Source organism: Chryseobacterium sp. CBTAP 102, from assembly GCF_003201365.1.
Classification (GTDB): Bacteria; Bacteroidota; Bacteroidia; order Flavobacteriales; family Weeksellaceae; genus Chryseobacterium; species Chryseobacterium candidae.
In genome coordinates, this window is sequence record NZ_QICX01000005.1 from 91,984 (window position 1) to 116,048 (window position 24,065).

The 24,065-nt window shown below is 35.1% G+C and carries 25 protein-coding genes and 1 tRNA gene; 20 read left to right on the plus strand and 6 right to left on the minus strand.

The window, feature by feature from the left end:
- Positions 1-103 precede the first annotated feature (103 nt).
- The gene (locus C8D70_RS08720; RefSeq protein ID WP_076595901.1) at positions 104-1,099 is read right to left on the minus strand and encodes a helix-turn-helix domain-containing protein; all 996 of its coding nucleotides are present in this window, start codon (positions 1,097-1,099) and stop codon (positions 104-106) included.
- A 602-nt stretch (positions 1,100-1,701) separates the two neighbouring features.
- Between C8D70_RS08720 and C8D70_RS08725 the strand changes: the two genes are divergently transcribed.
- From C8D70_RS08725 to C8D70_RS08735, 3 genes are all read left to right on the plus strand, one after another.
- Positions 1,702-3,480 (plus strand): fibrinogen-like YCDxxxxGGGW domain-containing protein, encoded by a 1,779-nt coding sequence (locus C8D70_RS08725; RefSeq protein ID WP_146212868.1) that lies wholly within the window; start codon positions 1,702-1,704, stop codon positions 3,478-3,480.
- A 136-nt stretch (positions 3,481-3,616) separates the two neighbouring features.
- Positions 3,617-3,817 (plus strand): hypothetical protein, encoded by a 201-nt coding sequence (locus tag C8D70_RS08730; RefSeq protein ID WP_139325989.1) that lies wholly within the window; start codon positions 3,617-3,619, stop codon positions 3,815-3,817.
- Positions 3,818-3,836: 19 nt separating this feature from the next.
- Positions 3,837-4,148 (plus strand): helix-turn-helix domain-containing protein, encoded by a 312-nt coding sequence (locus C8D70_RS08735; RefSeq protein WP_110367062.1) that lies wholly within the window; start codon positions 3,837-3,839, stop codon positions 4,146-4,148.
- A 275-nt stretch (positions 4,149-4,423) separates the two neighbouring features.
- Here C8D70_RS08735 and C8D70_RS08740 read toward each other — a convergent pair.
- Positions 4,424-4,494, minus strand: a tRNA-Gln gene (locus tag C8D70_RS08740).
- A 371-nt stretch (positions 4,495-4,865) separates the two neighbouring features.
- On the opposite strand from C8D70_RS08740, the gene der reads away from it, so the two are divergent.
- Both der and upp read left to right on the plus strand, forming a co-directional pair.
- Positions 4,866-6,176 carry a ribosome biogenesis GTPase Der gene (gene der, locus C8D70_RS08745; protein ID WP_076596391.1) on the plus strand — a complete coding sequence of 437 codons (1,311 nt, stop codon included), beginning with the start codon at positions 4,866-4,868 and terminating at the stop codon, positions 6,174-6,176.
- A gap of 149 nt (positions 6,177-6,325) precedes the next feature.
- A complete protein-coding gene (gene upp, locus C8D70_RS08750) occupies positions 6,326-6,976 on the plus strand; it encodes a uracil phosphoribosyltransferase (RefSeq protein WP_062676151.1) in 651 nt (216 codons plus the stop codon).
- Between the two features lies 1 nt (position 6,977).
- On the opposite strand, the gene C8D70_RS08755 is transcribed toward upp, so the two are convergent.
- The 3 genes from C8D70_RS08755 to C8D70_RS08765 form a co-directional block, all read right to left on the minus strand.
- A complete protein-coding gene (locus C8D70_RS08755; RefSeq protein WP_110367063.1) occupies positions 6,978-7,664 on the minus strand; it encodes an alpha/beta fold hydrolase in 687 nt (228 codons plus the stop codon).
- A gap of 175 nt (positions 7,665-7,839) precedes the next feature.
- Positions 7,840-8,493: a ComF family protein gene (locus C8D70_RS08760; protein ID WP_110367064.1), complete on the minus strand. Its 654-nt coding sequence runs from the start codon at positions 8,491-8,493 to the stop codon at positions 7,840-7,842.
- A gap of 240 nt (positions 8,494-8,733) precedes the next feature.
- The gene (locus C8D70_RS08765; RefSeq protein ID WP_110367065.1) at positions 8,734-10,215 is read right to left on the minus strand and encodes a helix-turn-helix domain-containing protein; all 1,482 of its coding nucleotides are present in this window, start codon (positions 10,213-10,215) and stop codon (positions 8,734-8,736) included.
- Between the two features lie 127 nt (positions 10,216-10,342).
- Here C8D70_RS08765 and aceB point away from each other — a divergent pair, with 127 nt between their 5' ends.
- The 10 genes from aceB to C8D70_RS08815 all read left to right on the plus strand — a co-directional run bounded on the left by aceB (position 10,343) and on the right by C8D70_RS08815 (position 19,487).
- Positions 10,343-11,917, plus strand: coding sequence for a malate synthase A (gene aceB / locus C8D70_RS08770; RefSeq protein WP_110367066.1), 1,575 nt, complete (start codon positions 10,343-10,345; stop codon positions 11,915-11,917).
- A gap of 125 nt (positions 11,918-12,042) precedes the next feature.
- Positions 12,043-13,323, plus strand: a complete 1,281-nt coding sequence (aceA, locus tag C8D70_RS08775) for an isocitrate lyase (RefSeq protein ID WP_076596386.1) — start codon at positions 12,043-12,045, stop codon at positions 13,321-13,323.
- A gap of 181 nt (positions 13,324-13,504) precedes the next feature.
- Complete coding sequence (locus tag C8D70_RS08780; RefSeq protein WP_076596385.1) at positions 13,505-14,077, plus strand: OmpH family outer membrane protein; 573 nt, start codon at positions 13,505-13,507, stop codon at positions 14,075-14,077.
- A gap of 129 nt (positions 14,078-14,206) precedes the next feature.
- Complete coding sequence (locus C8D70_RS08785) at positions 14,207-14,593, plus strand: acyl-CoA thioesterase (RefSeq protein ID WP_110367067.1); 387 nt, start codon at positions 14,207-14,209, stop codon at positions 14,591-14,593.
- Between the two features lie 32 nt (positions 14,594-14,625).
- The gene (locus C8D70_RS08790) at positions 14,626-15,792 is read left to right on the plus strand and encodes a hypothetical protein (protein WP_110367068.1); all 1,167 of its coding nucleotides are present in this window, start codon (positions 14,626-14,628) and stop codon (positions 15,790-15,792) included.
- Between the two features lie 9 nt (positions 15,793-15,801).
- Positions 15,802-16,188 (plus strand): hypothetical protein, encoded by a 387-nt coding sequence (locus tag C8D70_RS08795; protein ID WP_110367069.1) that lies wholly within the window; start codon positions 15,802-15,804, stop codon positions 16,186-16,188.
- Between the two features lie 99 nt (positions 16,189-16,287).
- The gene (locus C8D70_RS08800) at positions 16,288-16,734 is read left to right on the plus strand and encodes a 6-pyruvoyl trahydropterin synthase family protein (RefSeq protein ID WP_076596381.1); all 447 of its coding nucleotides are present in this window, start codon (positions 16,288-16,290) and stop codon (positions 16,732-16,734) included.
- Positions 16,735-16,754: 20 nt separating this feature from the next.
- Positions 16,755-17,525, plus strand: a complete 771-nt coding sequence (locus C8D70_RS08805; protein ID WP_110367070.1) for a UDP-2,3-diacylglucosamine diphosphatase — start codon at positions 16,755-16,757, stop codon at positions 17,523-17,525.
- Positions 17,526-17,719: 194 nt separating this feature from the next.
- Entirely contained in the window at positions 17,720-18,709 is a 990-nt protein-coding gene (locus C8D70_RS08810; RefSeq protein WP_181416108.1) for an acyl transferase, read from the plus strand.
- Between the two features lie 232 nt (positions 18,710-18,941).
- Entirely contained in the window at positions 18,942-19,487 is a 546-nt protein-coding gene (locus tag C8D70_RS08815) for a hypothetical protein (protein WP_110367071.1), read from the plus strand.
- 48 nt (positions 19,488-19,535) lie between these two features.
- On the opposite strand, the gene aqpZ is transcribed toward C8D70_RS08815, so the two are convergent.
- Positions 19,536-20,252 carry an aquaporin Z gene (gene aqpZ / locus C8D70_RS08820; protein WP_076596410.1) on the minus strand — a complete coding sequence of 239 codons (717 nt, stop codon included), beginning with the start codon at positions 20,250-20,252 and terminating at the stop codon, positions 19,536-19,538.
- Positions 20,253-20,470: 218 nt separating this feature from the next.
- Here aqpZ and C8D70_RS08825 point away from each other — a divergent pair, with 218 nt between their 5' ends.
- The 5 genes from C8D70_RS08825 to C8D70_RS08845 all read left to right on the plus strand — a co-directional run bounded on the left by C8D70_RS08825 (position 20,471) and on the right by C8D70_RS08845 (position 24,000).
- Entirely contained in the window at positions 20,471-21,091 is a 621-nt protein-coding gene (locus C8D70_RS08825) for a DUF5715 family protein (RefSeq protein WP_076596378.1), read from the plus strand.
- Between the two features lie 62 nt (positions 21,092-21,153).
- On the plus strand, positions 21,154-21,933 hold the full coding sequence (locus tag C8D70_RS08830) for a hypothetical protein (protein WP_228402554.1): 780 nt from the start codon (positions 21,154-21,156) through the stop codon (positions 21,931-21,933).
- A gap of 15 nt (positions 21,934-21,948) precedes the next feature.
- Positions 21,949-22,572, plus strand: a complete 624-nt coding sequence (locus C8D70_RS08835) for a hypothetical protein (RefSeq protein ID WP_076596377.1) — start codon at positions 21,949-21,951, stop codon at positions 22,570-22,572.
- Between the two features lie 65 nt (positions 22,573-22,637).
- Entirely contained in the window at positions 22,638-23,354 is a 717-nt protein-coding gene (locus C8D70_RS08840) for a sensor histidine kinase (protein ID WP_228402552.1), read from the plus strand.
- Positions 23,323-24,000: a response regulator gene (locus C8D70_RS08845; protein WP_076596375.1), complete on the plus strand. Its 678-nt coding sequence runs from the start codon at positions 23,323-23,325 to the stop codon at positions 23,998-24,000. The genes C8D70_RS08840 and C8D70_RS08845 overlap by 32 nt, the downstream gene beginning before the upstream one ends.
- Positions 24,001-24,065: the final 65 nt, after the last annotated feature.

Below are 24,065 nucleotides of genomic sequence, written 5' to 3' on the forward strand. Positions count from 1 at the left end.
GGATCAATCAGAAAATATGCACGTAAATCAATTTCAGTAAAATCATTTAAATTTTATTGGTTTGTAAATTAATGATTTATGGTGTGTTTATATCTAATGGTAATTATTTTTTGATTTCATTCATTTTCTTTTGAATATAATCGGAAGGAGTAATGCCTTCAATTTGTTTAAAGACACGATTAAATGTGGATTGGTTAGAAAAACCTGATTCAGTATAAATATACATCAATGTTGTCTTTTGTAAGTCAACTTCGTCTAATAACTTTTTAATATAATTTACTCTGTAATTATTGATATAACTGTTAAAATTAGAATATCCTTTATTTCGGATTGCTTTTGAAATATAGTGATGGTTAGTATGTAAAGCAGCGCTTAATGAGGACAGATTAAATTTGCTGTCCTTGAAGAATAAGTTTTTTTCCATGCTCTCATCAATCCTGCTGAAAATATTTTCCAAAGCATCAAGATCTATATCATTATTGATCACCTGTCTCTCTCTAACTTTTGCTTTGTAAGATGAGCTATTCAGTCTGCTTTCTTCCAGTTCTAATTTTATTTCCTGTTTTCTTATTAAATCCTTATAATATACTAATAGGCATACTATCAAAATATTGGACATAAAAAGTAAGACATCGGTAACAATTATTTGTGATTGTGAATATTGCTGAAAATTAAAAGAAAAATTTTCAGCAATGATATAAATGATAATGACTAAAAATAGTAAATATCCGGTATAAATTATTGTTTGTTTTTTCTGAAAGAAGATATTTGATCCTAAAGGGATGGGGATAAGCCAACATAAGCTGGCAACAGAACTTTTCCAAAAAAAAAGTATAATATAAATATTATATAAAGGAGCTAGTATTAAATAAGTATGTACAATTGAGTTTATTGAATATCTTCTTCTTACAATAATATAACCATAGGATAGAAAGCATATTCCGCTTAATAAATATATGATAACTATTTTATTGTATAAATAAAAATAGAAAATGGAAACATAGATAATAAATAGAGTAATCATTAACAATATATATTTATCTAATAACTCTTTTTTCAACCTCTCAATGCTATCAATTATATTTTTTTTTGCAGTCATTTTGTTATTTTGAAAGTTATTTACTAGTAAATGCTTTTTGTAGTATGTTGAATAATAGGGTTTTGTGTAATTTAAGTTATTTTAAGGTTTTTGATTTGTATTGCCTTTATTTGATTTGTTTTTCATCCTACATTTGCACCTGTATATGTCTTTCGAAAATATTTGTTTTGAAAAATTATAATGCAAAGATATAAACATTAAAAAATATTTTGAAAATTATTTTAATTAAATTATTTGTTTATTGTTGTTTTATTAAGGTTAATTTAAAATTAAGTTTAAATAATTAATAAATAATTATAATTTTAATTATTTCAGTGTGATTTATTTAATTTATTATCTGGGTCCTGATGCTGTATTATTCCGGAAACAGGTAATGGAAAGTATAAATCCATACAAATGTAAATGCCACTATTTTATATTTCTGAATTTGTCTTTTTATAACCAATCTTAATAATACAATATACTATAATTAAAATGCAAAATTCATTTGACAAAGAAAAGATGTCATTATCAAGGCCACCTCCTTATACTGGGAATAGTATCTTAAGAATTTGGTCTTCGGACCGTAACGAAGTAATTTAAATAAAACAAAAAAACAAAAAATGAAAAAATATATATTACTCATTTTCATAATGATGATCGTTCCTTTTCAAGCATATGCTCAAGTTGGAATCAATACAACTAGTCCCAATAGCAAATCTGCGCTTGACATTGTTTCTAAAGATAAAAATACAGGAACTTTGCTAACCCGTCTTACAACTGCTCAAAGAAATGCTATTACCGGGTTGGCAGCTACTGAAGATGGGTTAACTATTTATAATACTGATGAAAAGTGTTATAATTACTATCAAGCCACTAATGCCACCTGGTTAAGTCTTTGCGGAACATATAAACCTGCTGTTTATACCGTAGACTGCAGCAAAATAAAGGTTTTTGGAACTTATACTCAAGGGACTTCCCTTAATGTAAATAATTACATCACGATGCCGGTTACAGTTGCAACAGCCGGAACCTACCATATAATTGCAAAAACAACCAATGGCTATTATTTTGAAAAGACAGGTGTATTTCCGAATGCCGGAACTTTTACTATTTCCTTGTCTGGCTCAGGAGCTCCTAGTGCAGGACCTCAGACGGATACCATATCTTTTGAATATGATGGAACTATTGACACTTCATGTACATCTGTAACTGTAGCGGTAAGCGGCTCACAAATCAGTTATGGTATCACATGTGGTAGCGCAGTTGTAAACGGAACCTATAATGCACAAACTGTTTTGGATTATAATACCAATACGGTGACAATACCTTTATCTAACGTAGATACAGGAGGACAGGTAACCATTATTAGTTCATCTAATAACGGTGTCAATTTTACCGATACAGAAACAATCACAACAGGAAGTACTTCAATAACGCTTCACGGTTCAGGAACTCCAACAAGTGCAGGTGTATTTACTTATACTTTTACAACGAATGGTGCCAATTCACAAACCTGTACATTTTCTGTAACATTTGATACTACCAAAGGTACTTTTGTAGATCCGGCAGACAGATGTTTAGATATTTACAATCTTGGTAAAAGAACGGATGGGGAATACTGGATCAAGACTGGTTCTGCAGATGCTACACCTATTAAAACCTATTGTGATATGACTCATGGAGGGTATACTTTGCTGTGGTCATACTCTGAAAAAACCGCTTACACAGGTGGTGGTCTTTACGGAACGGCTAATAGTATGTATATTGGCGCGAATTCAGGTGCTGTAGCACTTTCTGCGAACTCACCACAGAATGTTGTTACAACTGCTGCAGGGGTTATGAATTATACTAACTACAGAATACCTCTTACAGCAATGCAAAACTCTAAAAGTGCAACTCTGGGCGACTATAGGGTTCAAATCACCAATAATCCAACTAATATGAATGATAGCTGGGGAAATGGTAATTTTTTCAATGCAAAACCAACAACAGGGTATGATTATATCGCGAATGTTGCATCAACTTGCGAGCATCCAATTGTTCCAACTACAGGTAAAATCTTCGGATATGTTTATGATGCCCGTACCAATAATGCTACTTACAATAATGTTGCGACAGCAGGGAGAGTTTGCCCGTATATTAATTCTGGTTATACTTCTCACTGGGATGCAGGAGGACGTATTGCGGGTACGATAACTGCACCTGACGGTACTTCAATAAATGCATCATCATTTAATAATTTATTCGGATTCTTTGGTGAAGTTGAAGGGAATCACCTATTTGGAAAATGTACTACAGATGATAACAGCTTTGCTACGCAAACGTGTTCTTACACAAGCCTAAGGCCACATTCTTTTAATAGTGGAGAAGGTAGATACTTGCAATGGTTTGTTAAATAATCTCATATTATAATCTATATATTATATATTCAAAGATCATAAGCCCGGAACTATTACCCGGGCTTATTTTCGAATGAGAATTCCTTGTCTCATCAACTTAATAGTCTCAAAATATCATAATATGAAATTGAATGAGTTGCAAAAGTTAATAGGACTGAGTAAAAAAGAAGTATTGTCAGAATTTGGAAGTGAATTTAATCATTATCCTGCTGATGTATGGACTTATTATTTGAATTCAAATTGGATAGGTATGAAAACCTATATCATCATCTGTTTCAATAATGAGATTGTAGAAAATGTAAAAATGGTAAAGCGATTTGGACGAATTAAGTTTTAGGAAATTTAAATAGGAAATTATGATAAAAGGACCCAATTATAAAAAAATATATACAGATATGGTGCTTGCTAAATATCCGGGTAAAATTGAGGTATGCGGTAATATTTTAAATAAAGAATATATGAGTATTCTTGATGTGATTAAGCTCAATAGACTTTTATTTGAAACAGATAATGAAATCGCTAATCAAAAATTGAGATCATATGATAAAAGAACTGTTTTGGAGATTCTTCACTATCAGAAGGAAAATAAATTGAATAATATACAGACTGCAGTGCATTTTAAATTAAGTCGTAATACAATTACCAGATGGAAGAAATCATTTTTGTAAAGGAGTAAATTTTATTGATAATCAGGTATTTACCATGATGGAAGTTAATCCTAACAGACCTGCTTATCTTATAATGAATGAATCAGGAAATTATGAATATTTAAAAAGGCTTAGTTTAATCTTAAAAAATGAAACAAAACAACGAAATCGAATTGTCTGGACTGAGCATCATATGAAGAGGAAAGGTGAAAATTTCTATCAGTGTATATAAAAAGAAATTCATTGTCTGAAAATAAAATAACCATCTAAGAATTAGATGGTTATTTTATTGTTTGTAGACCCACAGGGATTCGAACCCCAGATGACTGAACCAAAATCAGTAGTGTTACCGCTACACCATGGGTCTGTTTCTATGCCGCGAAATTATAGAAATTATTTTAAATATGAAAATCTAAATTAAAGATTAATTAACATAATTATTGAGATTGCAGCTTTATGTATTGATATCCAAAGAATTATTTTTTAATTTTTTTAAAAAAACAATTTTTGTAAGAATAGTAACAGATTTTCAGATATTGTTTGTTCAGCTTTAAGGGGAAGCCAGTAATGAATTCCCATTAGATAGTGACTTCCAGCCTCCTTCTTCCAGCTTCTCTCCTTCAAGGTTCATTTAAATAATAAAACCTTATCTTTGCAAAAAAAATTGGGCTCCAAAAGTTGGAGTAACCCATTAATAACATATCCTGAGCAAAGCAAAAGGATTATTAAACATTTTTTATGTCAAATATTGTCGCAATCGTTGGACGTCCCAACGTAGGAAAATCCACGCTTTTTAACCGTTTATTAGAAAGAAGAGAAGCTATTGTAGATTCTACAGCTGGTGTTACCAGAGACCGTCACTACGGAAAATCAGACTGGAACGGAGTAGATTTTACGGTAATTGATACCGGAGGTTATGATGTAGGTACAGATGATATCTTCGAAGAAGAAATCCGTAAGCAGGTACAATTAGCGGTGGATGAAGCAACTTCTATTATCTTTATGATGAACGTTGAAGAAGGGCTTACTGACACAGACCACGAGATTTACAGACTTCTTAGAAGATCCAATAAACCTATTTACATCGTTATCAATAAAGTAGATTCTGCAAAAGAAGAGCTTCCTGCAACAGAATTCTATCAGTTAGGAATTGATAAATATTACACACTTTCTTCTGCTACAGGTTCCGGAACAGGAGATTTATTAGATGATATCGTTAAAGATTTCCCGACTACAGAATATAAAGATCCATTTGAAGGACTTCCTAAAATTACGATTGCAGGTCGTCCAAATGTAGGAAAGTCTACAATGACCAATGCCTTATTGGATGTTGAAAGAAATATCGTAACCGATATCGCAGGAACCACAAGAGACAGTATCCAGACTTTATATAATAAATTCGGACACGAGTTTGTATTGGTAGATACCGCAGGGATGAGAAGAAAGTCGAAGGTAAGCGAAGATCTTGAATTCTACTCTGTAATGAGATCCATCCGTTCTATTGAATATTCAGACGTTGTGATCATCATGGTAGATGCTACACAGGGATGGGAATCTCAGGATATGAACATCTTCGGACTGGCTCAGAAAAACAGAAAAGGAATTGTAATCCTTGTGAATAAGTGGGATTTGATCGAGGACAAGCAGACCAATACGATGCGTGATTTTGAAAAATCAATCAAAGATAAGATCGGTCAGTTCCAGGATATTCCAATCCTATTCGTTTCAGCTTTAACGAAACAAAGAATCCTGAAAGCTGTAGAAGTTGCCATGGAAGTTTATGAAGACCGTAAGAAGAAAATTAAAACTTCAAAACTGAATGAAGTAATGCTTCCGATCTTCGAAAATACACCACCACCGGCATTGAAAGGAAAGTATATCAAAATCAAATATTGTGTTCAGCTTCCTACGCCTTCACCACAGTTTGTATTTTTCTGCAACCTTCCACAGTATGTGAAAGAACCTTATAAAAGATTTACTGAAAATCAGCTGAGAAAAGAATTCGGATTTACCGGAGTTCCGATCGAAGTCTATTTCAGACAAAAATAACAAGAACAGATGTTCATCAAAAACCTCCGGCAAGCTTCGCTTGCCGGAGGTTTTTATATTATCAGATCAGACTTTATCTTTCAGCCCGATCTTTCAATTCGTTTTTTAGTTGTAATTTTGCAGCAATTGAAATTAAAAATAAAATTTTCATGCTTACTATTTTATCGCAACACTTCTCTCTGGTCAACGAATGGATAAATGAACTTAGAAACGTTACTATCCAGCACGACCGAATGAGATTCAGAAGGAATATGGAAAGAATCGGGGAGATTGCCGCTTTTGAAATCAGTAAAGGACTGGAATACAGAGAAGTTGAAATTCAAACTCCTTTAGATACGATAAAAAGCCGGGAAATAGCTGTACAACCGGTTATTACAACTATTTTAAGAGCCGGAGTTCCGTTGTTCGAAGGAATTCTGAACTATCTGGACAGAGCAGACTGTGGTTTTGTAGCAGCTTACAGAAAACATGATGCCAACGATTATTTCTCCATCAAACAGGATTATCTTACCTGCCCAAGCATTGAAGGCAGACCTTTGATCGTGGCAGATCCCATGTTGGCAACAGGAGCTTCCCTTATTGAAGCTATCAAAGATTTGCTGACCAACGGAAATCCAACCCAGCTTCATATTGTTGCCGCTATTGCATCGAAGCAAGGAGTTGAAACAGTTCAGAATGCTTATCCTGAAGCTCATATCTGGGTAGGAGCCATTGATGAACATTTAACATCAAAAGGGTATATCACTCCTGGTTTGGGAGATGCCGGAGATTTGAGCTACGGAGAAAAACTTCAGCGATAAATTAAGAAAGATTCCGGAAATCTTTTATTAAGTTCAATAATAAATCAGGCCGTACTTTATCCATAGGATGCTTTGTGTCCGGAAGTACGGCAAATTTTGCGTTTGGAAGGCTTCTGTAAACTCTCATACTCTCTTCAATAGTGACCATATTATCTTTATCTCCCACCATGATTTGAACCGGAGTGGTAATCGTAGCAAAATTATTTTCCAGAGGAGGATTTTTACCTAGATCAATCATTAAATCAGCAATAGCAGGAAGAAGCTGTTTCCATTTTGTTCCGTGTTGTGATTCTAAAAGCTGGGCATACTGAGGAATTTTTTCAAGAATAACATCCGGATTAAGCATTTTACTTTCTTTTAAAGCCTGTTCTTCAGTCCAGTCGAACTTTGTGCCCAGTGTTATAACAGAATTTACATTGTCAGTATTTTGCATGGCGTAGCAAAGTGCAACATAGCCACCCATGCTGTGTCCGAAAATAGATAGGTCAGTCAGATGATTCACTTTACAATACTCAGATAATTCCTGGACATACTTTTTAATACTGAGACCGCCTGCAGGAAGTTCCTGATCTCCATGTCCTGAAAAAATAGGAGTATGAACTCTAAAATATGATGACAGAACGTTCAGATAAGGCTTAAAAATGTCACTGTGACCTAAAGCTCCGTGTAGTAAAATCAGATTGGGCATAGTTGTATAGTTTCCGGAAAATTAGGAAAATGAATTGAATCGTGAAAATAGATGGAGGAGGAATTGTAAGTGTGTTTGAGTGTTGTAGGGTTTGAAAATATTCTTGATTATTGCTCTGCACAGAAAAACCCGAAACTAGCATCCTGTAACTCACAACTCGCACCCCGTTCCCGTATCAAGCATCCTCAGCCATCACCAAAACACTCACTTTATTATCTCCGGCACTTAAAATTTCCCATGCCACTGATGAAACCGTATTTCCTGTAGTGAAAACATCATCAATCAGTAGAATATGCTTTCCGGTAATAGATTGAGTAATGGAGAACATATTGGCAGACTCCAGTCTGTGTTTCTTATCTTTTAAAGCCTGAGCTTTTGAATAATGATTTCGTTTAATTAATTGATGATCAAAAGCGATGTTGTAAAATGAAGACAACGTTTCTGTGTATAAATGAAGTTGGTTATATCCACGCTCTTTGAGTTTCCTCGGATGAAGAGGTACGCTGACCAGTAAATCAGGTTTGTGGTCATCAAATTTCAGCCGCTCAGTCGTCCAGTCTGCAAGAATCTTTCCAGTTTTTTCTCTGCTTTTATATTTCAGCTCATGAATAATCTGTCTGCTTAAGCCTTTCTCTTCAAATTGTATTAAAGAATAAGCGTTTTCAACCGGAAAGAATAAACTGCATTTTTCCTTAACCGGATTATTTTCAAAATAATTGTAATGGGTAAAATGAATCTGGCTGAAACAAAGATCACAAACCAAAAATTCAGGATCGATGATTCTGTTGCAGTGAATGCAGCGGTTAGGAAACAATACATCTAAAATCATAGTGTGTTTTTACTAAGATATGAAAATAATTGTCAATTTTTGCAATAGTAAAAAATGGTTAAAAGGGTATTGAATTGAGTAGAGATATATCCTTTTTCGTTGCTGAGTGAAACGCCATAGCGCCCGAAAAAATACAAAATAGTACAGAATACTTTGCGAGTTCTGCGTTTAAGATTGAATCACGTATCCAAAATAGAAAGAACTCACAAGTAAAGCGCGTTAACAATTCACTGTTCACATTTAGATCCCTTCAAAATTTTTCCTGATCTTTTCCACAGAACTTTTCATACTCAGATTAAAATGTTCCTTTTCCAGTCTTACGGGCGGTGCCTGTCGTACTTCACAATCGGCAATACTGCATGATTCGCAGGTAACCCCTACATTGATGGTTTTTAAAGATGGAGACTTGATAAAACCTATTTTTTTAATCGTTTGAGAATTCAGTAAAATCCCCAGACAATAACTTCTGTTACTTCCATCTGAAAAAGGATTTTTCTGTGAAGTAGAAATTACCAGATAGCTTATTCCCTGATCTTTATAGTGAGAAATCTGAGCATCCGTAAGGGTTTCATTTTCTTTTAAATCACCAAGATTTTTTACCGCAATCCATCTTCTGCAGTAATGTTCGTTCATTGCATTCGCATGAGGAGCCTGTTGATGATTAAGATGAAGCTCTTTTAAAATCTGAATTTTATCCGAGTTTTTCTTTTTTACCAGACATAAATAAAAAAGATCTTTAATTCCCATTTCGGCCGAGAGGATGTTGGTCAGCCGATAGTAAAACGTTTCAGGAGAGTGGGTGAAACTATCGATCAGTCCCTCAAAACTTTTAGATTCCCATGTATTCTGCTGGAAAAATTCTGAAGTTTTTTCAATGACAGATTTTTTGGAAATTAGCAATGCTCCTGCAAAATAAGAGGCGTAAAAGTTGTTCAGGATCTCTTCAAAACTTCCGAAGTCAAGCCATGAATACGTATTGGGACGATTTTTTAATTCCAGTACATTGAAGCCGATTTCTTTAGCGAGGATGAATGTTTTCTGATCCTTTTCCAGTTTTTGATTCAGAAGCAAAAGTTTTTTTTCCGGAATAAAAAGAGATCGCAGATTGTCCAGAGTTCCATATTTTTCAAAATCTTCCGACTGAATGGTGTAGCTGAATTTTTCTGCAAGAATTTTCTCCAGAATATCAGACTTTAAGCTTTTCTTGATTTTTAACTGATTTTCATGTGTAAACAAATCTACCTTTTCTTCAATTTCCGGAAAATAATTGTCATACAATTCCTGAAATGATCTTAATACCGCAAAATAAAATCTTTCTTTTCCCAGATTATAATTCTGAGAAATTTCGATCAGAGCATTGATAAAAGCAGTTACTTTTTTAGGAGCATCGCTGATGATGCTGATGAGGTTGTTCTTATTGATTCCAAAAAGTTCCAGCGGAACTTCTTTAAAGAAATCAGACTGCAGGATTTCATTGAAAGGGGCAAGACTTTTATCAAGTTTGGTAGAAACCAGATCATCGAAAGTACAGTTCAGCGCTTCAGAAAGCTGAATGATTTTATCATGCTTGGGATATTTTTTTCCGTTTTCAATTTCGTTGAGGTAAGATTTTGATAATCCTGTCTTTACAGCAAGATCCTGCAGAGACCAGTTTTTCTTTTGTCTCTGCTGTTTCAGTTTTAGCCCGAAAACTGTTTTGATAAAGTCGCTTTCTGAATTCATTACTCAAATATAAATAAATAGATGCGATTATTCGCATAATAAATTTTAAAATAAATTTAGCGAACGTTCGCTATTTGTGAAAATTTTTATTTATGTTTGTAACATCAAATCACAAAATCAATAGGTTATGGAAACAAAGACTCAGTTAGAAATAAAGTCACAGAAGCAGTTTGAGGAAATATTTACTCCTGATTTGGTAGATTTTCTGATTTCGCTTCATCAAAACTTTAATGATAAAAGACTTGAACTTTTAGAAGAAAGAAAAAATACTCAGCAACATTTTGATCAGGGAAATCTGCCCGGGTTCTTAAAAGAAACTGCAGACATCAGGAATGGGAATTGGGTATGTGCTTCACTTCCTGACGATATGCTGGATAGAAGAGTAGAAATTACAGGCCCTGTTGACCGTAAAATGATTATCAATGCCCTGAATTCCGGAGCATCTGCATTTATGGCTGACTTTGAAGACAGCAGCTCGCCGGTGTGGGAAAACTGTATCCAGGGACAGATTAACCTTTCTGATGCCATTAACCGAAACATTGATTTTGTCAATGAAAAAGGAAAAGCGTATACCCTCAATGAGAAAACGGCTGTTCTACAGGTTCGTCCACGTGGTCTTCATCTTCCGGAAAAACATATTGAAATCAATGGAGAGAAAGCTTCCGGATCACTGACTGATTTTGGAATGTATTTCTTCAGAAACGCAAAACAGCTTCTGGAAAACGGCAGCGGTCCTTACTTTTACCTTCCCAAACTGGAACATTATAAAGAAGCCCGATGGTGGAATGAGGTTTTTGTTTTTGCACAAAACTACCTTGGAATTCCGGAAGGAACTATTAAAGCTACTGTTTTAATAGAAACCATTACTGCATCATTTCAGATTGATGAGATTTTATTTGAATTAAAAGAACACAGCGCAGGACTGAATTGCGGAAGATGGGATTATATTTTCTCCTACATTAAAAAATTCAGAAACCTTCCCGAGTTTATTGTTCCGGACAGAGACCAGGTGACGATGACTTCTCCTTTTATGAGTGCATACTCAAAAAGGGTGATAGAAATCTGCCATAAAAGAAATGTTCATGCTATCGGCGGAATGGCTGCCCAGATTCCTGTAAAGGACGATGATGAAGCCAATAAAAAAGCTTTTGAAAAAGTAAAAAATGACAAAGAAAGGGAAGTGAAAAACGGTCATGATGGTACATGGGTAGCACATCCGGCATTGGTAGCGGTGGCAAAAGAAATTTTTGATAAGTATATGCCTTCCAAAAATCAGATCGATAAAAAATTTGAATATCATATAACGGAAAATCAGCTGCTGGAAATCCCCAAAGGAGATATTACCGAAAAAGGAGTCCGGAAAAATATCAATGTTGGAATTCTTTACCTTGAAAGCTGGCTGATGGGAACCGGTGCTGCTGCTATTTATAATCTGATGGAAGATGCCGCTACTGCAGAGATTTCAAGAACACAAATCTGGCAGTGGCTGAAAAACGAAGCCGTTCTGAGTGATGACAGGACGTTAACCCGAAGCATGATACTGCAGTGGGAAAAAGAAGAAATGGACCATATTGAAAAGTATGTAGGAGAAGCCCGTTTCCGGAACGGAAAATTTAACCTCGCTAAAGAACTTTTCAATGAACTGATCTTTTCTGAAAAATTTGAAGAATTTCTAACCCTTAAAGCATATCCTTTTATTTAATAAAATGTTGGTTGCTGGTTTTATAGTTGCTGGTTGAAAACCCAATTATCAATTAACACTAACAATAGAACTGGCATCCAGCAACAAAATTATTTTCAAACCTAATCAAACAAAATCCCAATATTATGAAAACAAGACAAGAACAAATCCAGGCTATTGAACAGGATTGGCTTACAAATCCACGCTGGAACGGTGTGAAAAGACCTTATACAGCAGAAGAAGTTTTAAAACTTCGCGGTTCTTATACCATAGATTATACTATTGCTACAGAAATGTCCAAAAAATTCTGGAATAAATTAAATACTCAGGATTATGTGGCAGGACTTGGCGCATTGACAGGTAATCAGGCGGTACAGGAAGTAGATGCCGGGCTGGAAGCAATATATCTTTCAGGGTGGCAGGTTGCGGCGGATGCCAACCTATCAGGGGAGATGTATCCGGATCAGTCATTATATCCGGCCAACTCAGTGCCTTCTGTGGTAAAGAAAATTAATAATGCCTTATTAAGGGCAGATCAGGTGCAATCCGTAAGCGGAACAGGAAACAAAGAATATCTTGTGCCTATTATTGCAGATGCAGAAGCAGGTTTCGGAGGTAATCTGAATGCTTTTGAGCTGATGAAACAGATGATTGAAGCGGGAGCAGCGGGCGTACATTTTGAAGACCAGCTTTCTTCAGCCAAAAAATGCGGTCACTTAGGCGGAAAAGTATTGGTGCCTACTCAGGAAGCAGTCAATAAGTTGATTGCAGCACGTCTGGCTGCCGATGTATTAGGTGTTCCAAGTCTTATTATTGCAAGAACAGATGCGGATGCTGCAGATTTACTCACCTCCGATATTGATGACAGGGATAAGAAATTCGTGACAGGAGAAAGAACTTCCGAAGGATTTTATGTGGTAAGAAACGGAGTAGAACAGGGAATCGACAGAGGTTTGTCTTATGCTCCATACGCAGATCTGATCTGGATGGAAACCTCAAATCCTGACTTGGAACAGGCGAGAAGATTTGCAGAAGGAATTCATGCCAAATTTCCGGGAAAAATGCTGGCTTATAACTGTTCACCTTCATTCAACTGGGCAGCAAGACTGAGTGTGGAAGAAATGTCTACTTTCCGTGAAGAGCTGGCTAAAATGGGATACAAGTTCCAATTTATTACCCTTGCAGGATTCCATGCCTTGAACACGGCTATGTTTGAATTGGCTTTAGCTTATAAAGAAAGAGGAATGGCAGGATATTCAGAACTTCAGGAGCGTGAGTTTGCATTACAGCAGAAAGGATTCAGAGCAGTGAAGCATCAGTCTTTTGTAGGAACAGGATATTTTGATGAAGTACAGAATATTGTCACAAACGGTTCCTCGGCTACAGTAGCGATGAAAGATTCTACAGAAACCGCACAGTTCCATTAGTCATTTTTTCATATTTTTTTGATATTAAACCTTCTCGTCTTCGGGAAGGTTTTTCTTTTGTTTAAAGGTGTTTAAACCTGTTTTTACACTATAGATATCTCAAAATAATAAAGAAATAAATACTACATGATAAGTAATTGAAATTTGAATTATATTTGAGGCTGAAAAAATATTATTAAAAATGAATTTAATTAAAGTACTTTTTATTACATTAGGATTAACACTTACAGCCAATGCTGCAAAAGCCCAACAAAAGATTGGTAGCGTGAATACTGATGAAATTTTTGCAAGTTTATCCGAAGTAAAAACAATAAGTGCAACTGTGGACAATTTTACAAAAACCAAGCAGACTGAAATTGAAAAATTAATCGGTGATTATCAGGCTAAATTGAAGGCAGCCCAGGATAAAGAAAAGACTCTTAGTGAAGCTAACAAAGAAGCGGTAACGAAAGAACTGATGGCAGCACAAACAGAATTGCAGACTCTGGGTAAAAAAATTGAAGAATCAAGAGCACAGGCTGCTAAAGATATTTCTGCAAAACAAAATGAATTGTTTACTCCGTTACAGCAAAAAGTAAAAGCTGCTATTTCTGCTGCTGCCAAAGAAAAAGGTATCAATTATGTTTTTGATATTGCATCTCAGGAAACTAATAATCTTATTTACAATGATGGAAGTGAAGATATCACAGCTCTTGTGAAAAGTAAATTAGGAGCTGCAGCAACGCCTGCAAAACCTGCTGGAAAATCTAAATAAGAAACTTAATATACTGAATATTACAACGGAATCAGAATTCATGATTCCGTTTTTTTATGCGTAAAAGTGATTAATGGCATGAAGAATATTTTGTTTTAAAATGATAAATTTGAGTAAACTTTCAGCAGAATGAATTTAATGTACGAAAAACAGATCAAAGTAACAGAAGAACATATTGATCACAATAGCCATGTGAATAATGTACAGTATGTACACTGGGTGGAAGAAGTGGCTGCAGAACACTGGGATCTCTTGAAATATAAAACAGAGTATACGAATGATGCCTGGATGCTTCTGGATCATCATATTCAATACAAAAAACAGGTTTATCTGCATGATATCATTACGGTAAGAACCTATCCAATGGCTCCGGAAGGAGCTAAGCAGCCAAGGAAAGTAGAATTCTATTGCAATGATGAACTGGTGGTAAATTCAAGCACACTCTGGATTTTGTTTGATCCTGAAACTAAAAAGATCAAACGTTTGGAAAATGACTGGTTGGAGAAGTTTTTTTGACTATTTGCATCAAATTAAAAAGCTAAATACATATGAAGCTCTTATATTCACTGACATTGCTCTTCTTAAGCATGGCAGGTTATGGCCAGGAAAATCCTTACTGGTTTACAGATGATATTAAAAAAAAGGTGGCAGACTCCACCCAAAGTCAATCCTGGAGAAGCCAGATGGGTGCAACATTTTACTCGATAAGCGGACAATATAACCCTGCATTGAAAAGTTGGGATATGACTTTTGGAAGAGTGAAAAAGCTGAGCACTGCAGATAGTTTAAGATTTACAAAACTAATCCCTGTCAACGCAAAAGATTATATCTTGAAAAGATCCGTTAGTGAACAGATTATCATCATTAATGAAGCCCATCACAATGCCAGTCACCGAACTTTCGCATCTTCCTTGCTTCAGGGGTTATATGATAACGGATACAGATATTTGGGACTTGAAACATTAGCGAGTGACTCTGTAAACACCACGAAATTTGCTGCTCTTAACAGTGGATATTATTCCAAAGAACCAGAATTCGGAAACTTTATTTACAATGCCTTGAAAATTGGGTTCAAGCTTTTCCCATATGAAGCAGAAGGAAATAATAAACAAAGGGAAATAGGAGAGGCAAACAATATTTTCGATTTTATGCAGAAAAATAAAGATGGCAAATATTTCATCTACTGCGGTTACCAGCATGCGTATGAAGGTGTTCATAAATCCTGGGAAAAAACAATGGCGGGAAGACTTTCAGACCTTACTGGAATAAATCCTTTTACCATTGATCAGACTCAGTTTTCAGAAAAAAGTAACCCAAAGTATAACGAACCACTTTTAAGATTGGTAAATAATACTATCCCTGTTGTTTTAAAAGATGAAAATCAGGCAATCTATAACGGAGAAGATAAAGAGCTGTATACCGATATTAAAATCATTCATCCCATTACAAAATACATCAAAGGCAGACCAGATTGGATGCTGACGAAAAATAGAAAGTGGTATAAGATTCCGGTTTGTGAAGTTTCAGAATATCCGGTATTGATTTTTGCCTATAGAAAAGGGGAGTATGAACAAAAAGGAATTCCTGCCGATATCATTGAACTCAAAACATCTAAAGACAATCGTTATTTAATTCTGGACAAAGGAGAATATGAGATTGTCATTAAAAATAAAGAATATAAAGTCATTAACAGATTTGAAAAAACGATCAGATAAAGAGAGGTGATGAAAAACAAATTAAGAAAGATAGTCATCGATAATAATGAATATTTGTATTCGGTTACGGATCAATTGAACGCTGAAACTGAAATTAATACTCTAACATTGAAAGTTTTTCTAAGAGAGCATAAACAGACTCCTTTGATCGTTGAGTTTGTAACATTTGATCATTATATTATGGGTCAGCCTTTAAAATCCGGTATTAAGTTGAGAAATAAATTAACAAACTCAGAAGATACCGTTAATCTTAATGAGCCAAAGTACATTAAACAGTTTATTTTGCTTGGATTAAAAAATGGGTGGTCAGGTGTTAATTCAATAGCAGTTCAAGATGGATTGGATTATTTGTATCAATTAGGTTTTGAAGTAGACCAATTAATTTTCAAGAAGTAATAGATATCAATTTTGAAAACCTGCTAAAAAAATATTTTAAAATCGCCGTAATAGAAACAGTCTTTTCTCTATTAAGCGGTTTTGTCATATCTTTGTAATATGATACGTATTACAAAAATTTTTACATTCGAAACGGCTCACGTGCTTTACAACTACGATGGGAAGTGTAAAAATATGCATGGACACTCCTATAAGCTGTTTGTAACAGTGAAAGGGAGACCGATTAATGATATTGAAAATCCTAAAAATGGAATGGTGGTAGATTTCGGAGATATCAAAAGTATCGTAAAATCTGAGATCGTGGACGTATGGGATCATGCGGTCCTTGTCAATGCGCTGTCTCCTCATAAAGAACTGGGAGATGACCTTGAGCAGAAAGGACATAAAGTAATCTATTGCAGCTTCCAGCCAACCTGTGAAAACATGTTGTACGCCATTGCTGCTAAAATCAAATCAAGACTTCCCGAAGGAATTTCTTTAGCCTATCTTAAACTTCATGAGACAGAAAACTCTTATGGAGAATGGTTTGCAGAAGATAATCAATAATTTTTCACAAAACTCAGAAGGTGTTAAAAACAACAATTAATTTAGAACCTGGAAAAAAAGTATATTTCGCTTCGGATCAGCATTTTGGTGCTCCTACACCCAAGGAAAGCAAGGTACGGGAGGATAGATTTATACGCTGGATGGATGAGATCAAAGAAGATGCTCAGGTTTTGTTTTTAATGGGTGACCTTTTTGACTTCTGGCATGAATGGAAGCATGTTATTCCCAAAGGATATGTCCGGGTACTTGGAAAAATTGCAGAACTCAAAGACAGAGGAATTCATATTTATTTCTTTGTCGGAAATCATGATCTCTGGATGAAAGATTATCTGGAAGAAGAGATTGGCTGCACCGTATTCTATCAGAAACAATATTTTGAAATGGGAGGGAAGCAGTTTCTGCTGGCTCACGGAGATGGCTTGGGACCTGGAGACAAAGGATATAAAAGAATGAAAAAATTATTCACAAATCCTTTGGCACAATGGTTCTTCAAATGGCTTCATCCCGATATTGCAATGAAAATAGCGTTGTATCTTTCCCAAAAAAATAAAATGATCTCAGGAGAAGAAGACAAAGCTTTTCTGGGAGAAGATAAAGAGTTTCTGATTATTTATTCCAAAGAAAAACTGAAAACTCAGAAGATTGATTACTTTATCTATGGACACAGACACCTGCCCATGGTACTGGATCTGGACCATAATGCAAAATATATCAACCTTGGAGACTGGATTTCCTATTTCACGTACGGGGTTTTTGAAAAAGATTTTGAACTGAAAACTTTTCAAAAATAAAGCAAAAAAAATTACCCCTAAAAGAGGTAACTTTCGAACGGGTGGAAAAACCCACTCTTGTTTTTAATCCATATTCCAAGTAACACATTGCAATAAGTCTACCAAAATAGGTTTAATGCATTAAAAAATTATTTAAAAACAATATTTTATCTCTGTAATTGCCTTGTAGTAAGGGATTAAGAAACTCAAAAATTATGGAATTGAAAAATATATTCAACATAGAGAATGAACAGGATTTTCTGAATGCCTCATTGAAAACATTTCGTTATCAATATGGAAATGTTGAAATATATAGGAAATTTGTTGATTTTCTGAAGGTTAATCCCGATGAGGTCGATAGTCTGGTGAAAATCCCGTTTCTTCCTATTGAAATGTTTAAAAACCATCAGATTCTGGATAAAAATATTGATACGGATCTTTTCTTTCAAAGTTCAGGAACAACCCAAATGAACCTTTCAAAACATTTCATCGCAGATACTGAGCTTTATGAGGAGAGTATTTACAAAAGCTTTGATCAGTTTATCGGAAAACCGGAAGATTTTATTTTTCTGGGGCTGCTTCCAAGTTATCTGGAGAGACAGAATTCATCACTGATCTATATGGTAGATTATCTGATGAAAAAATCCGGGAAACCGGAAAACGGATATTTTCTTTATAACCATGCCGAACTCTTTGAACTCCTGAACACATTGAAGGATAAAAAAGTGATTCTTTTCGGAGTTTCCTTTGCTCTTCTGGACTTTTTGGATTATTGTCATGAACAAAGCGAAGAATCCATGAACTTCCCCGAAAATTTAGTGATAATTGAAACCGGCGGTATGAAAGGGCGAAAGGAAGAAATGACAAAGGATGAATTGCTGAAAATATTACAGGAAGGTCTTAAAACAGAGAAAATCTATTCCGAATACTCTATGACAGAGTTGCTTTCACAGGCTTATTCCCTTGGAAATAATGAATATGAGTGTCCAAACTGGATGAGAATTATGGTTCGCAACGCTGAAGATCCTTTAGCTTATGAAAAAGAAGGCCGAACAGGAGCTATTAATATTATTGATCTTGCCAACACCCATTCCTGCTCATTTATTGCAACACAGGATTTGGGAAAAATAATAGGAGATAAATTTCAGGTCTTAGGAAGAATAGATCATTCCGATATCAGAGGATGCAGTCTGCTGGTAAGCTAAAAGTTAAATATAAAAGCAATTGTGAATCGTCAATTTGCTTCGCTTGTCAATTTTTGTATGATCATAATCAATAAAAATACCTTGCGGCTTTTGCTGAGTGAAACAACTCTGCGAACATTTTAAACAGTCGGTAAATAAAAAAACTTTGTGAACTTAGCGTTTACAATATTGACTTTTAGGAGAGCGCATCATCATTAATACTTTTTACATTGTACATTTTACAATTATATCAATGATCAAAATAGAAGAACTCATACACGCCTACATTCATTCCCATTGCGATTTTGAAAAAGAAATCGTACTGACGAATTATTTTCAGGCAGATTGGGAAGCAGATATCTTAATCATCAATTCAGAAGGTGAAAGTCACGAAATTGAAATTAAGCTTTCAAAAAGTGATTTCAAAAATGATTTCAAAAAATCATACCTGAATAAAGATACCGGAGAAAAATTTCTGAAACATGATAAAATTTCCTGTGGCGATTATGTATGCAATTCCTTTAGCTTTTTGCTTCCAATGGGAATGGTAGATGCAGCCCTTATCCCTGAACACTGCGGAATCATAGAGTTCTATCATAATGTGGATACCTGGGAAACTGAATTTTATCTGATTCGCCAGCCTAGAAATCTTCATAAGGATTCTTACTGGAAACTGAATGACAAGGATCTTTTTATCAGAAAAATGGCTTTGAACCTTCTTCAGCGTAAAATGGAAATCAAAGGAAAGCATGAAGAGCTGATCTTTAAAAATCCTTTTGAAATCAAAAAAATAAAATAAAAAATCCTGCCGCCTGACAGGATTTTATCATTGAATGTTATTTTAAAATTAATCTGCAATTTCAGCAGTATCTCTCTGAAGTAAGAACTTGTAGATTAAACCTCCTACAATTCCTCCCAAAATAGGAGCTACCCAGAACAGCCAAAGCTGTGACATTGCAGTTCCTCCCACAAAGACTGCCTGAGAAAGTGATCTGGCAGGGTTTACAGAAGTATTCGTAATCGGGATAGAGATCAGGTGGATCAAAGTAAGAGCAAGACCAATAGCAAGACCTGCAAATTTACCATTCGCCCACTTATCCGTAGCTCCCATGATTACAATAAGGAAAAATGCGGTTAATAAAAACTCAGCAAGAAATGCTGCTCCCATACTGAAAGCTTTTCCGTTATAAACGGCTTCACCGTAGAAGTTGGTGGCGAAATCTCCGGGTTTTGAGAATTCTACCGCTCCGGCTCCGTTAAGAATCGTGTACAGGCATCCTGCTGCTACAATTGCGCCCAGACATTGTGCTACAATGTAAGGAATAAGGTCTTTTGCAGAAAATCTTCCTCCTGCTAAAAGTCCAAACGAAACCGCCGGATTAAAATGCCCTCCTGAGATATGTCCTACAGCGTAAGCCATAGTAAGAACAGTAAGACCGAAGGCTAAAGCAACTCCTAAAAGCCCGATGCCAATATCTGGAACACCGGCTGCGAAAACAGCGCTTCCACATCCTCCGAAAACAAGCCAAAATGTGCCGAAAAATTCAGCGAAAAGTTTTTTTATCATGTTGTTTATTGTTTAAAGTATCTCAAATGTAAAATTTAAATCTTAAAGTAAAAAGATAAATCTTAAAAATATTTCAAAAAAGAGAGAACAAAAATTGTAAAATCTGCAATTTGGTGTAAAGTTTGTTTGGGATTTATTGAGAGAGTATAATAGTCAGTTTTGAAAGATATAACATAAATGTTTTATCTTTCATTTGTAATTTAAAAGGATGGTGAATGAGAAAGTTTTTTTGCGTGGTCTTTGTACCTTTTATTTATAGTTTACATTATTCGCAGGCAGCTAAAAAAGATTTTCCCTGTTATGATCTTGCCACTGTACTGAAGGTTGAACCAACGCCGCTTTATAAATCTCATCTTGATGCCTCAAAAAGTTTTGGGGTACAGCTGCTGAAAGATTCCAGGACCGTACAGAAATACATCAATAGCGGTAAATTCCACAAAGTAAAAAAATCCGGGAAGGGATATCATGTTCAAAGGCTTGATTACAGCAGGGCTTATATGGTATCAAAGGCAAAAACCACGCTGGAGAAAATAGCATCTAAGTTCAGCAAGGATACAAAAGGCGGTACATTTACTGTTTCATCCATTACAAGAACGCTTGAAGATCAGTGCAGGCTAAGAAGAGTGAATTCTAATGCCTCATTAGGGATTAGTTCTCATAATTATGGGAATTCTTTTGATATTTCTTATGTGAGATTTAACAATGTTCTAAAATACAATCCGAAAATGGAAATAGCTCTGGAGAAAGTTTTAAAGCATTATGAGAAGATTGGTAGAATATATTATATCAAAGAGAAGCAACAGAGCTGTTATCATATTACTGTGAAAAATTATTAATTAAAATCTTCTTGCGTAGCATGTTTAGTTTGTATATTTTTATACGACTAAAAACTATACTTATGTCAACATTAAACATTGTAGACTATATGCTGCCTGGAGAAGAATGTAGAGCAGCATCAAACCAGTGGAAAGCGTCCCTTTCTGACTTTTCCAAAATTCAAAAACTTATCCCTACTAACTATGTTTTTAATATTTCCAGAGAACACCTTGAGTGGATGAAAGGGTTCAGGGAGTATAAAGACTTTTGTGCTGCAGTAGGAGTTTACAGAGACAGATTGATTCTTATTTTTTATCCTATCGATAACGAGGGAGTAAAAATAGATGCAAAAGAATATCCATACAGCTTCCTTACCCAGCTGGAAAAAGATATTAGACTCCAGGAGATCCAGGAATACACTCTTATTAAAAATGCTGTTCTGTCTAAAGATCTTGAAAGCATGGAAAAGAATGCCAATATGGGATTACCGGTTTCCAATACACCAATTCTTGAGCAGGACAAAGCTGTAGATGCTATTGAACGCTGGAGAAATCAAGGTATGGATTGGTTTTACAAAGAGAGCAGAGAAAATCAGGGAAGTGGAATCTTCAGAAAATTCTATGTTCCTACTGCAGACCTTTGCCTTTCTGATGATGGTTTGGCAGGTATTACCTGTTCTTTTGGTATCAGATACAATGATATTTATGGGAAAATGCTGGTAACTCTTATTTTTATCTCTTTCCGTGAAAACCTTAGGAATGCAGAACTTGGAGCCGAAGCTATTTCAAATACATACGATTGGGCAAAACCATGTCCTCCTATCTGCCGTATACCGGATGAAGGTGTAGGATGCGAATTTTAAATGATACACTGAGGAATGGCTGAACTTTATAAGGCAATTTTATTCCTGAACTATGCACTGCTCCTATCTGTTATACTGCTGGGAGCAGCAAAATACCGCATATTAAATCATAAAGAAAAGCAGTATTTTCATTGTATTGCTTTTCTTTTTTTTATTGAACTGCTGAATCTGGCTCTGCCTTATATCTTCAGATTGAATGACACATCATTCCTATATCCTTTATACATTGCAGGAGAGTTTTTTTTACTGACCGGCTTATTTATCAGGAAACTGGACTGGTCAAGATACGTTCTGTTAACTGTAGGTGTATTGGCTGCGGGCTTTATGATCTCGAAATACGGATTTGACTATCCTGCAAATGCTGATATTGCGAAAGTGGTTTCCAATATTATAATTATTTGCCTTTCCGGATTTACCCTGATTCTCGAGATTAAGAATACCTCTGCTCAGAACCGTTTTCTTGTTGTAGATGCCAGTATTTTTTTCTATTACTCAGTTTCAGTATTTATTTTTATTATTCAGCATCAGATTGCCAATCTGTCGGAAAACGATTACTATACCATTCTCAGTGCCAATAATATTCTATCGAGTATTTTGTACTGTTCATTTTTATACACATTTTTCAGATTAAAGAAGTAACTTTAAATATCAATCTGCTGATCCTTATAATTGTTACCATAGCAATTATAGTATCCTTTATTCTGTTGGCCTACAGAGCTTTTATTACCAGAATTATAAAGGAAAAAAACGTACAGCATGAAGCAGAAGTACTCCATCAGAAAAAATTAGTTCTGGAAAATATTAAAGCTCAGGAAGAAGAAAGAAAAAGAATTGCAGTGATGATTCATGATGACATCGGAAACCGCCTTAATATTCTTTCTTTATGGCTGAATAACCTTGATACCCAGGGTGATGAGCAGATCAAAAAAAATATCTACAGCCAGATGTCTTCGCTGATTGACGCTTCCAGAAGTATTTCCCATTCATTATACCCGGTAAATCTGGAGTCGGTAGGGCTGGTTTTATATGTTGAAGAATTAATAGCCAATCTTTCCCATAAAATTAATATCTCTTTGCAGGTAATGCAGGGATATGAAAAGAAAGATCTTTTCGTGGAAGTACAGCTGTACAGGATTATTCAGGAATTTACCACCAATGTGATCAAGCATTCCGATGCAACGGATATCTGGATTTACATTAAAGATTATCCTGATAATATGGCAGTGGTGATTTCTGATAACGGACAGGGTTTTGAATATGAAAAAGTGAAAAAAGGAATGGGAATCAAAAATATAGAATCCCGTATCAAATCTATGAACGCAATACACAAATGGAAAAAAAGTTTTTCGAATAAAGGAAGTCGTTTAATTATAAAAATTCCAAAATATCATGAGTTCCCAAATCAAACTAGCACTGATTGATGATGAACAGCTGATCCTCGAAGGGGTAAAAATGCTGCTTTCCAATGAAAAAAATATATCAGTTTGCCTTACCGCAGATAATGGCCCCGATTTTATAGAAGACCTCGGAAAACTTTTAAAAGATGATTTTCCTGATATTGCTCTCGTAGATGTTCAGATGAAACCTATGAACGGTTTTGAACTGGTGGAAATCCTCAAGGAAAAATATCCGGATCTTAAAATTATTATTCTGTCATCCCATTATAAAACCTCTATTCTTGGATACATGGTTAAGCTGGGAGTATCAGCATTTCTTCCCAAAAATTCGAATAAGAAAACCTTCATTGATGCCATCACAATGGTAGATAAAAATGGGGTATTTTTCACGGCTGAAGATCATCAGATGCTGTTTACTTATATGAACAGTTCTGCCAAGAAAAATTCTCTGTTTGAAACTGAAGATGAATTATCAGAAAGAGAAAAAGATGTGGTAAAACTGATCTGCCAGGAATTGACTAACAACGAAATTGGAGAAAAACTCTTTATCAGCCCAAGAACTGTAGAAAGTCACAGGCAGCGTATTCTTGAAAAAATAGGAGCCAAAAATACAGTGGGAATAGTGATTTATGCTATTGTCAACAATATTTACTCACTTGAAAAAATATAAATTGATTCCGTAGAAATACGGAATTTTTTATTTGGTACTTTTCACTCTAGCTAACCTTGTTTTTC

Excerpts from the sequence above, each read along its gene's own strand:
- C8D70_RS08845 (WP_076596375.1), top strand. The coding sequence starts at position 23,323 with ATGAGTTCCCAAATCAAACTAGCACTGATTGATGATGAACAGCTGATC.
- C8D70_RS08720 (WP_076595901.1), bottom strand. The coding sequence starts at position 1,099 with ATGACTGCAAAAAAAAATATAATTGATAGCATTGAGAGGTTGAAAAAA.
- der (WP_076596391.1), top strand. The coding sequence starts at position 4,866 with ATGTCAAATATTGTCGCAATCGTTGGACGTCCCAACGTAGGAAAATCC.
- C8D70_RS08735 (WP_110367062.1), top strand. The coding sequence starts at position 3,837 with ATGATAAAAGGACCCAATTATAAAAAAATATATACAGATATGGTGCTT.
- C8D70_RS08815 (WP_110367071.1), top strand. The coding sequence starts at position 18,942 with ATGATCAAAATAGAAGAACTCATACACGCCTACATTCATTCCCATTGC.
- C8D70_RS08780 (WP_076596385.1), top strand. The coding sequence starts at position 13,505 with ATGAATTTAATTAAAGTACTTTTTATTACATTAGGATTAACACTTACA.
- C8D70_RS08800 (WP_076596381.1), top strand. The coding sequence starts at position 16,288 with ATGATACGTATTACAAAAATTTTTACATTCGAAACGGCTCACGTGCTT.
- C8D70_RS08785 (WP_110367067.1), top strand. The coding sequence starts at position 14,207 with ATGAATTTAATGTACGAAAAACAGATCAAAGTAACAGAAGAACATATT.
- aceB (WP_110367066.1), top strand. The coding sequence starts at position 10,343 with ATGGAAACAAAGACTCAGTTAGAAATAAAGTCACAGAAGCAGTTTGAG.
- C8D70_RS08835 (WP_076596377.1), top strand. The coding sequence starts at position 21,949 with ATGGCTGAACTTTATAAGGCAATTTTATTCCTGAACTATGCACTGCTC.
- C8D70_RS08760 (WP_110367064.1), bottom strand. The coding sequence starts at position 8,493 with ATGATTTTAGATGTATTGTTTCCTAACCGCTGCATTCACTGCAACAGA.
- C8D70_RS08810 (WP_181416108.1), top strand. The coding sequence starts at position 17,720 with ATGGAATTGAAAAATATATTCAACATAGAGAATGAACAGGATTTTCTG.
- C8D70_RS08725 (WP_146212868.1), top strand. The coding sequence starts at position 1,702 with ATGAAAAAATATATATTACTCATTTTCATAATGATGATCGTTCCTTTT.
- C8D70_RS08795 (WP_110367069.1), top strand. The coding sequence starts at position 15,802 with ATGAAAAACAAATTAAGAAAGATAGTCATCGATAATAATGAATATTTG.
- aceA (WP_076596386.1), top strand. The coding sequence starts at position 12,043 with ATGAAAACAAGACAAGAACAAATCCAGGCTATTGAACAGGATTGGCTT.
- C8D70_RS08825 (WP_076596378.1), top strand. The coding sequence starts at position 20,471 with ATGAGAAAGTTTTTTTGCGTGGTCTTTGTACCTTTTATTTATAGTTTA.
- C8D70_RS08765 (WP_110367065.1), bottom strand. The coding sequence starts at position 10,215 with ATGAATTCAGAAAGCGACTTTATCAAAACAGTTTTCGGGCTAAAACTG.
- C8D70_RS08755 (WP_110367063.1), bottom strand. The coding sequence starts at position 7,664 with ATGCCCAATCTGATTTTACTACACGGAGCTTTAGGTCACAGTGACATT.
- C8D70_RS08790 (WP_110367068.1), top strand. The coding sequence starts at position 14,626 with ATGAAGCTCTTATATTCACTGACATTGCTCTTCTTAAGCATGGCAGGT.
- C8D70_RS08830 (WP_228402554.1), top strand. The coding sequence starts at position 21,154 with ATGTCAACATTAAACATTGTAGACTATATGCTGCCTGGAGAAGAATGT.
- upp (WP_062676151.1), top strand. The coding sequence starts at position 6,326 with ATGCTTACTATTTTATCGCAACACTTCTCTCTGGTCAACGAATGGATA.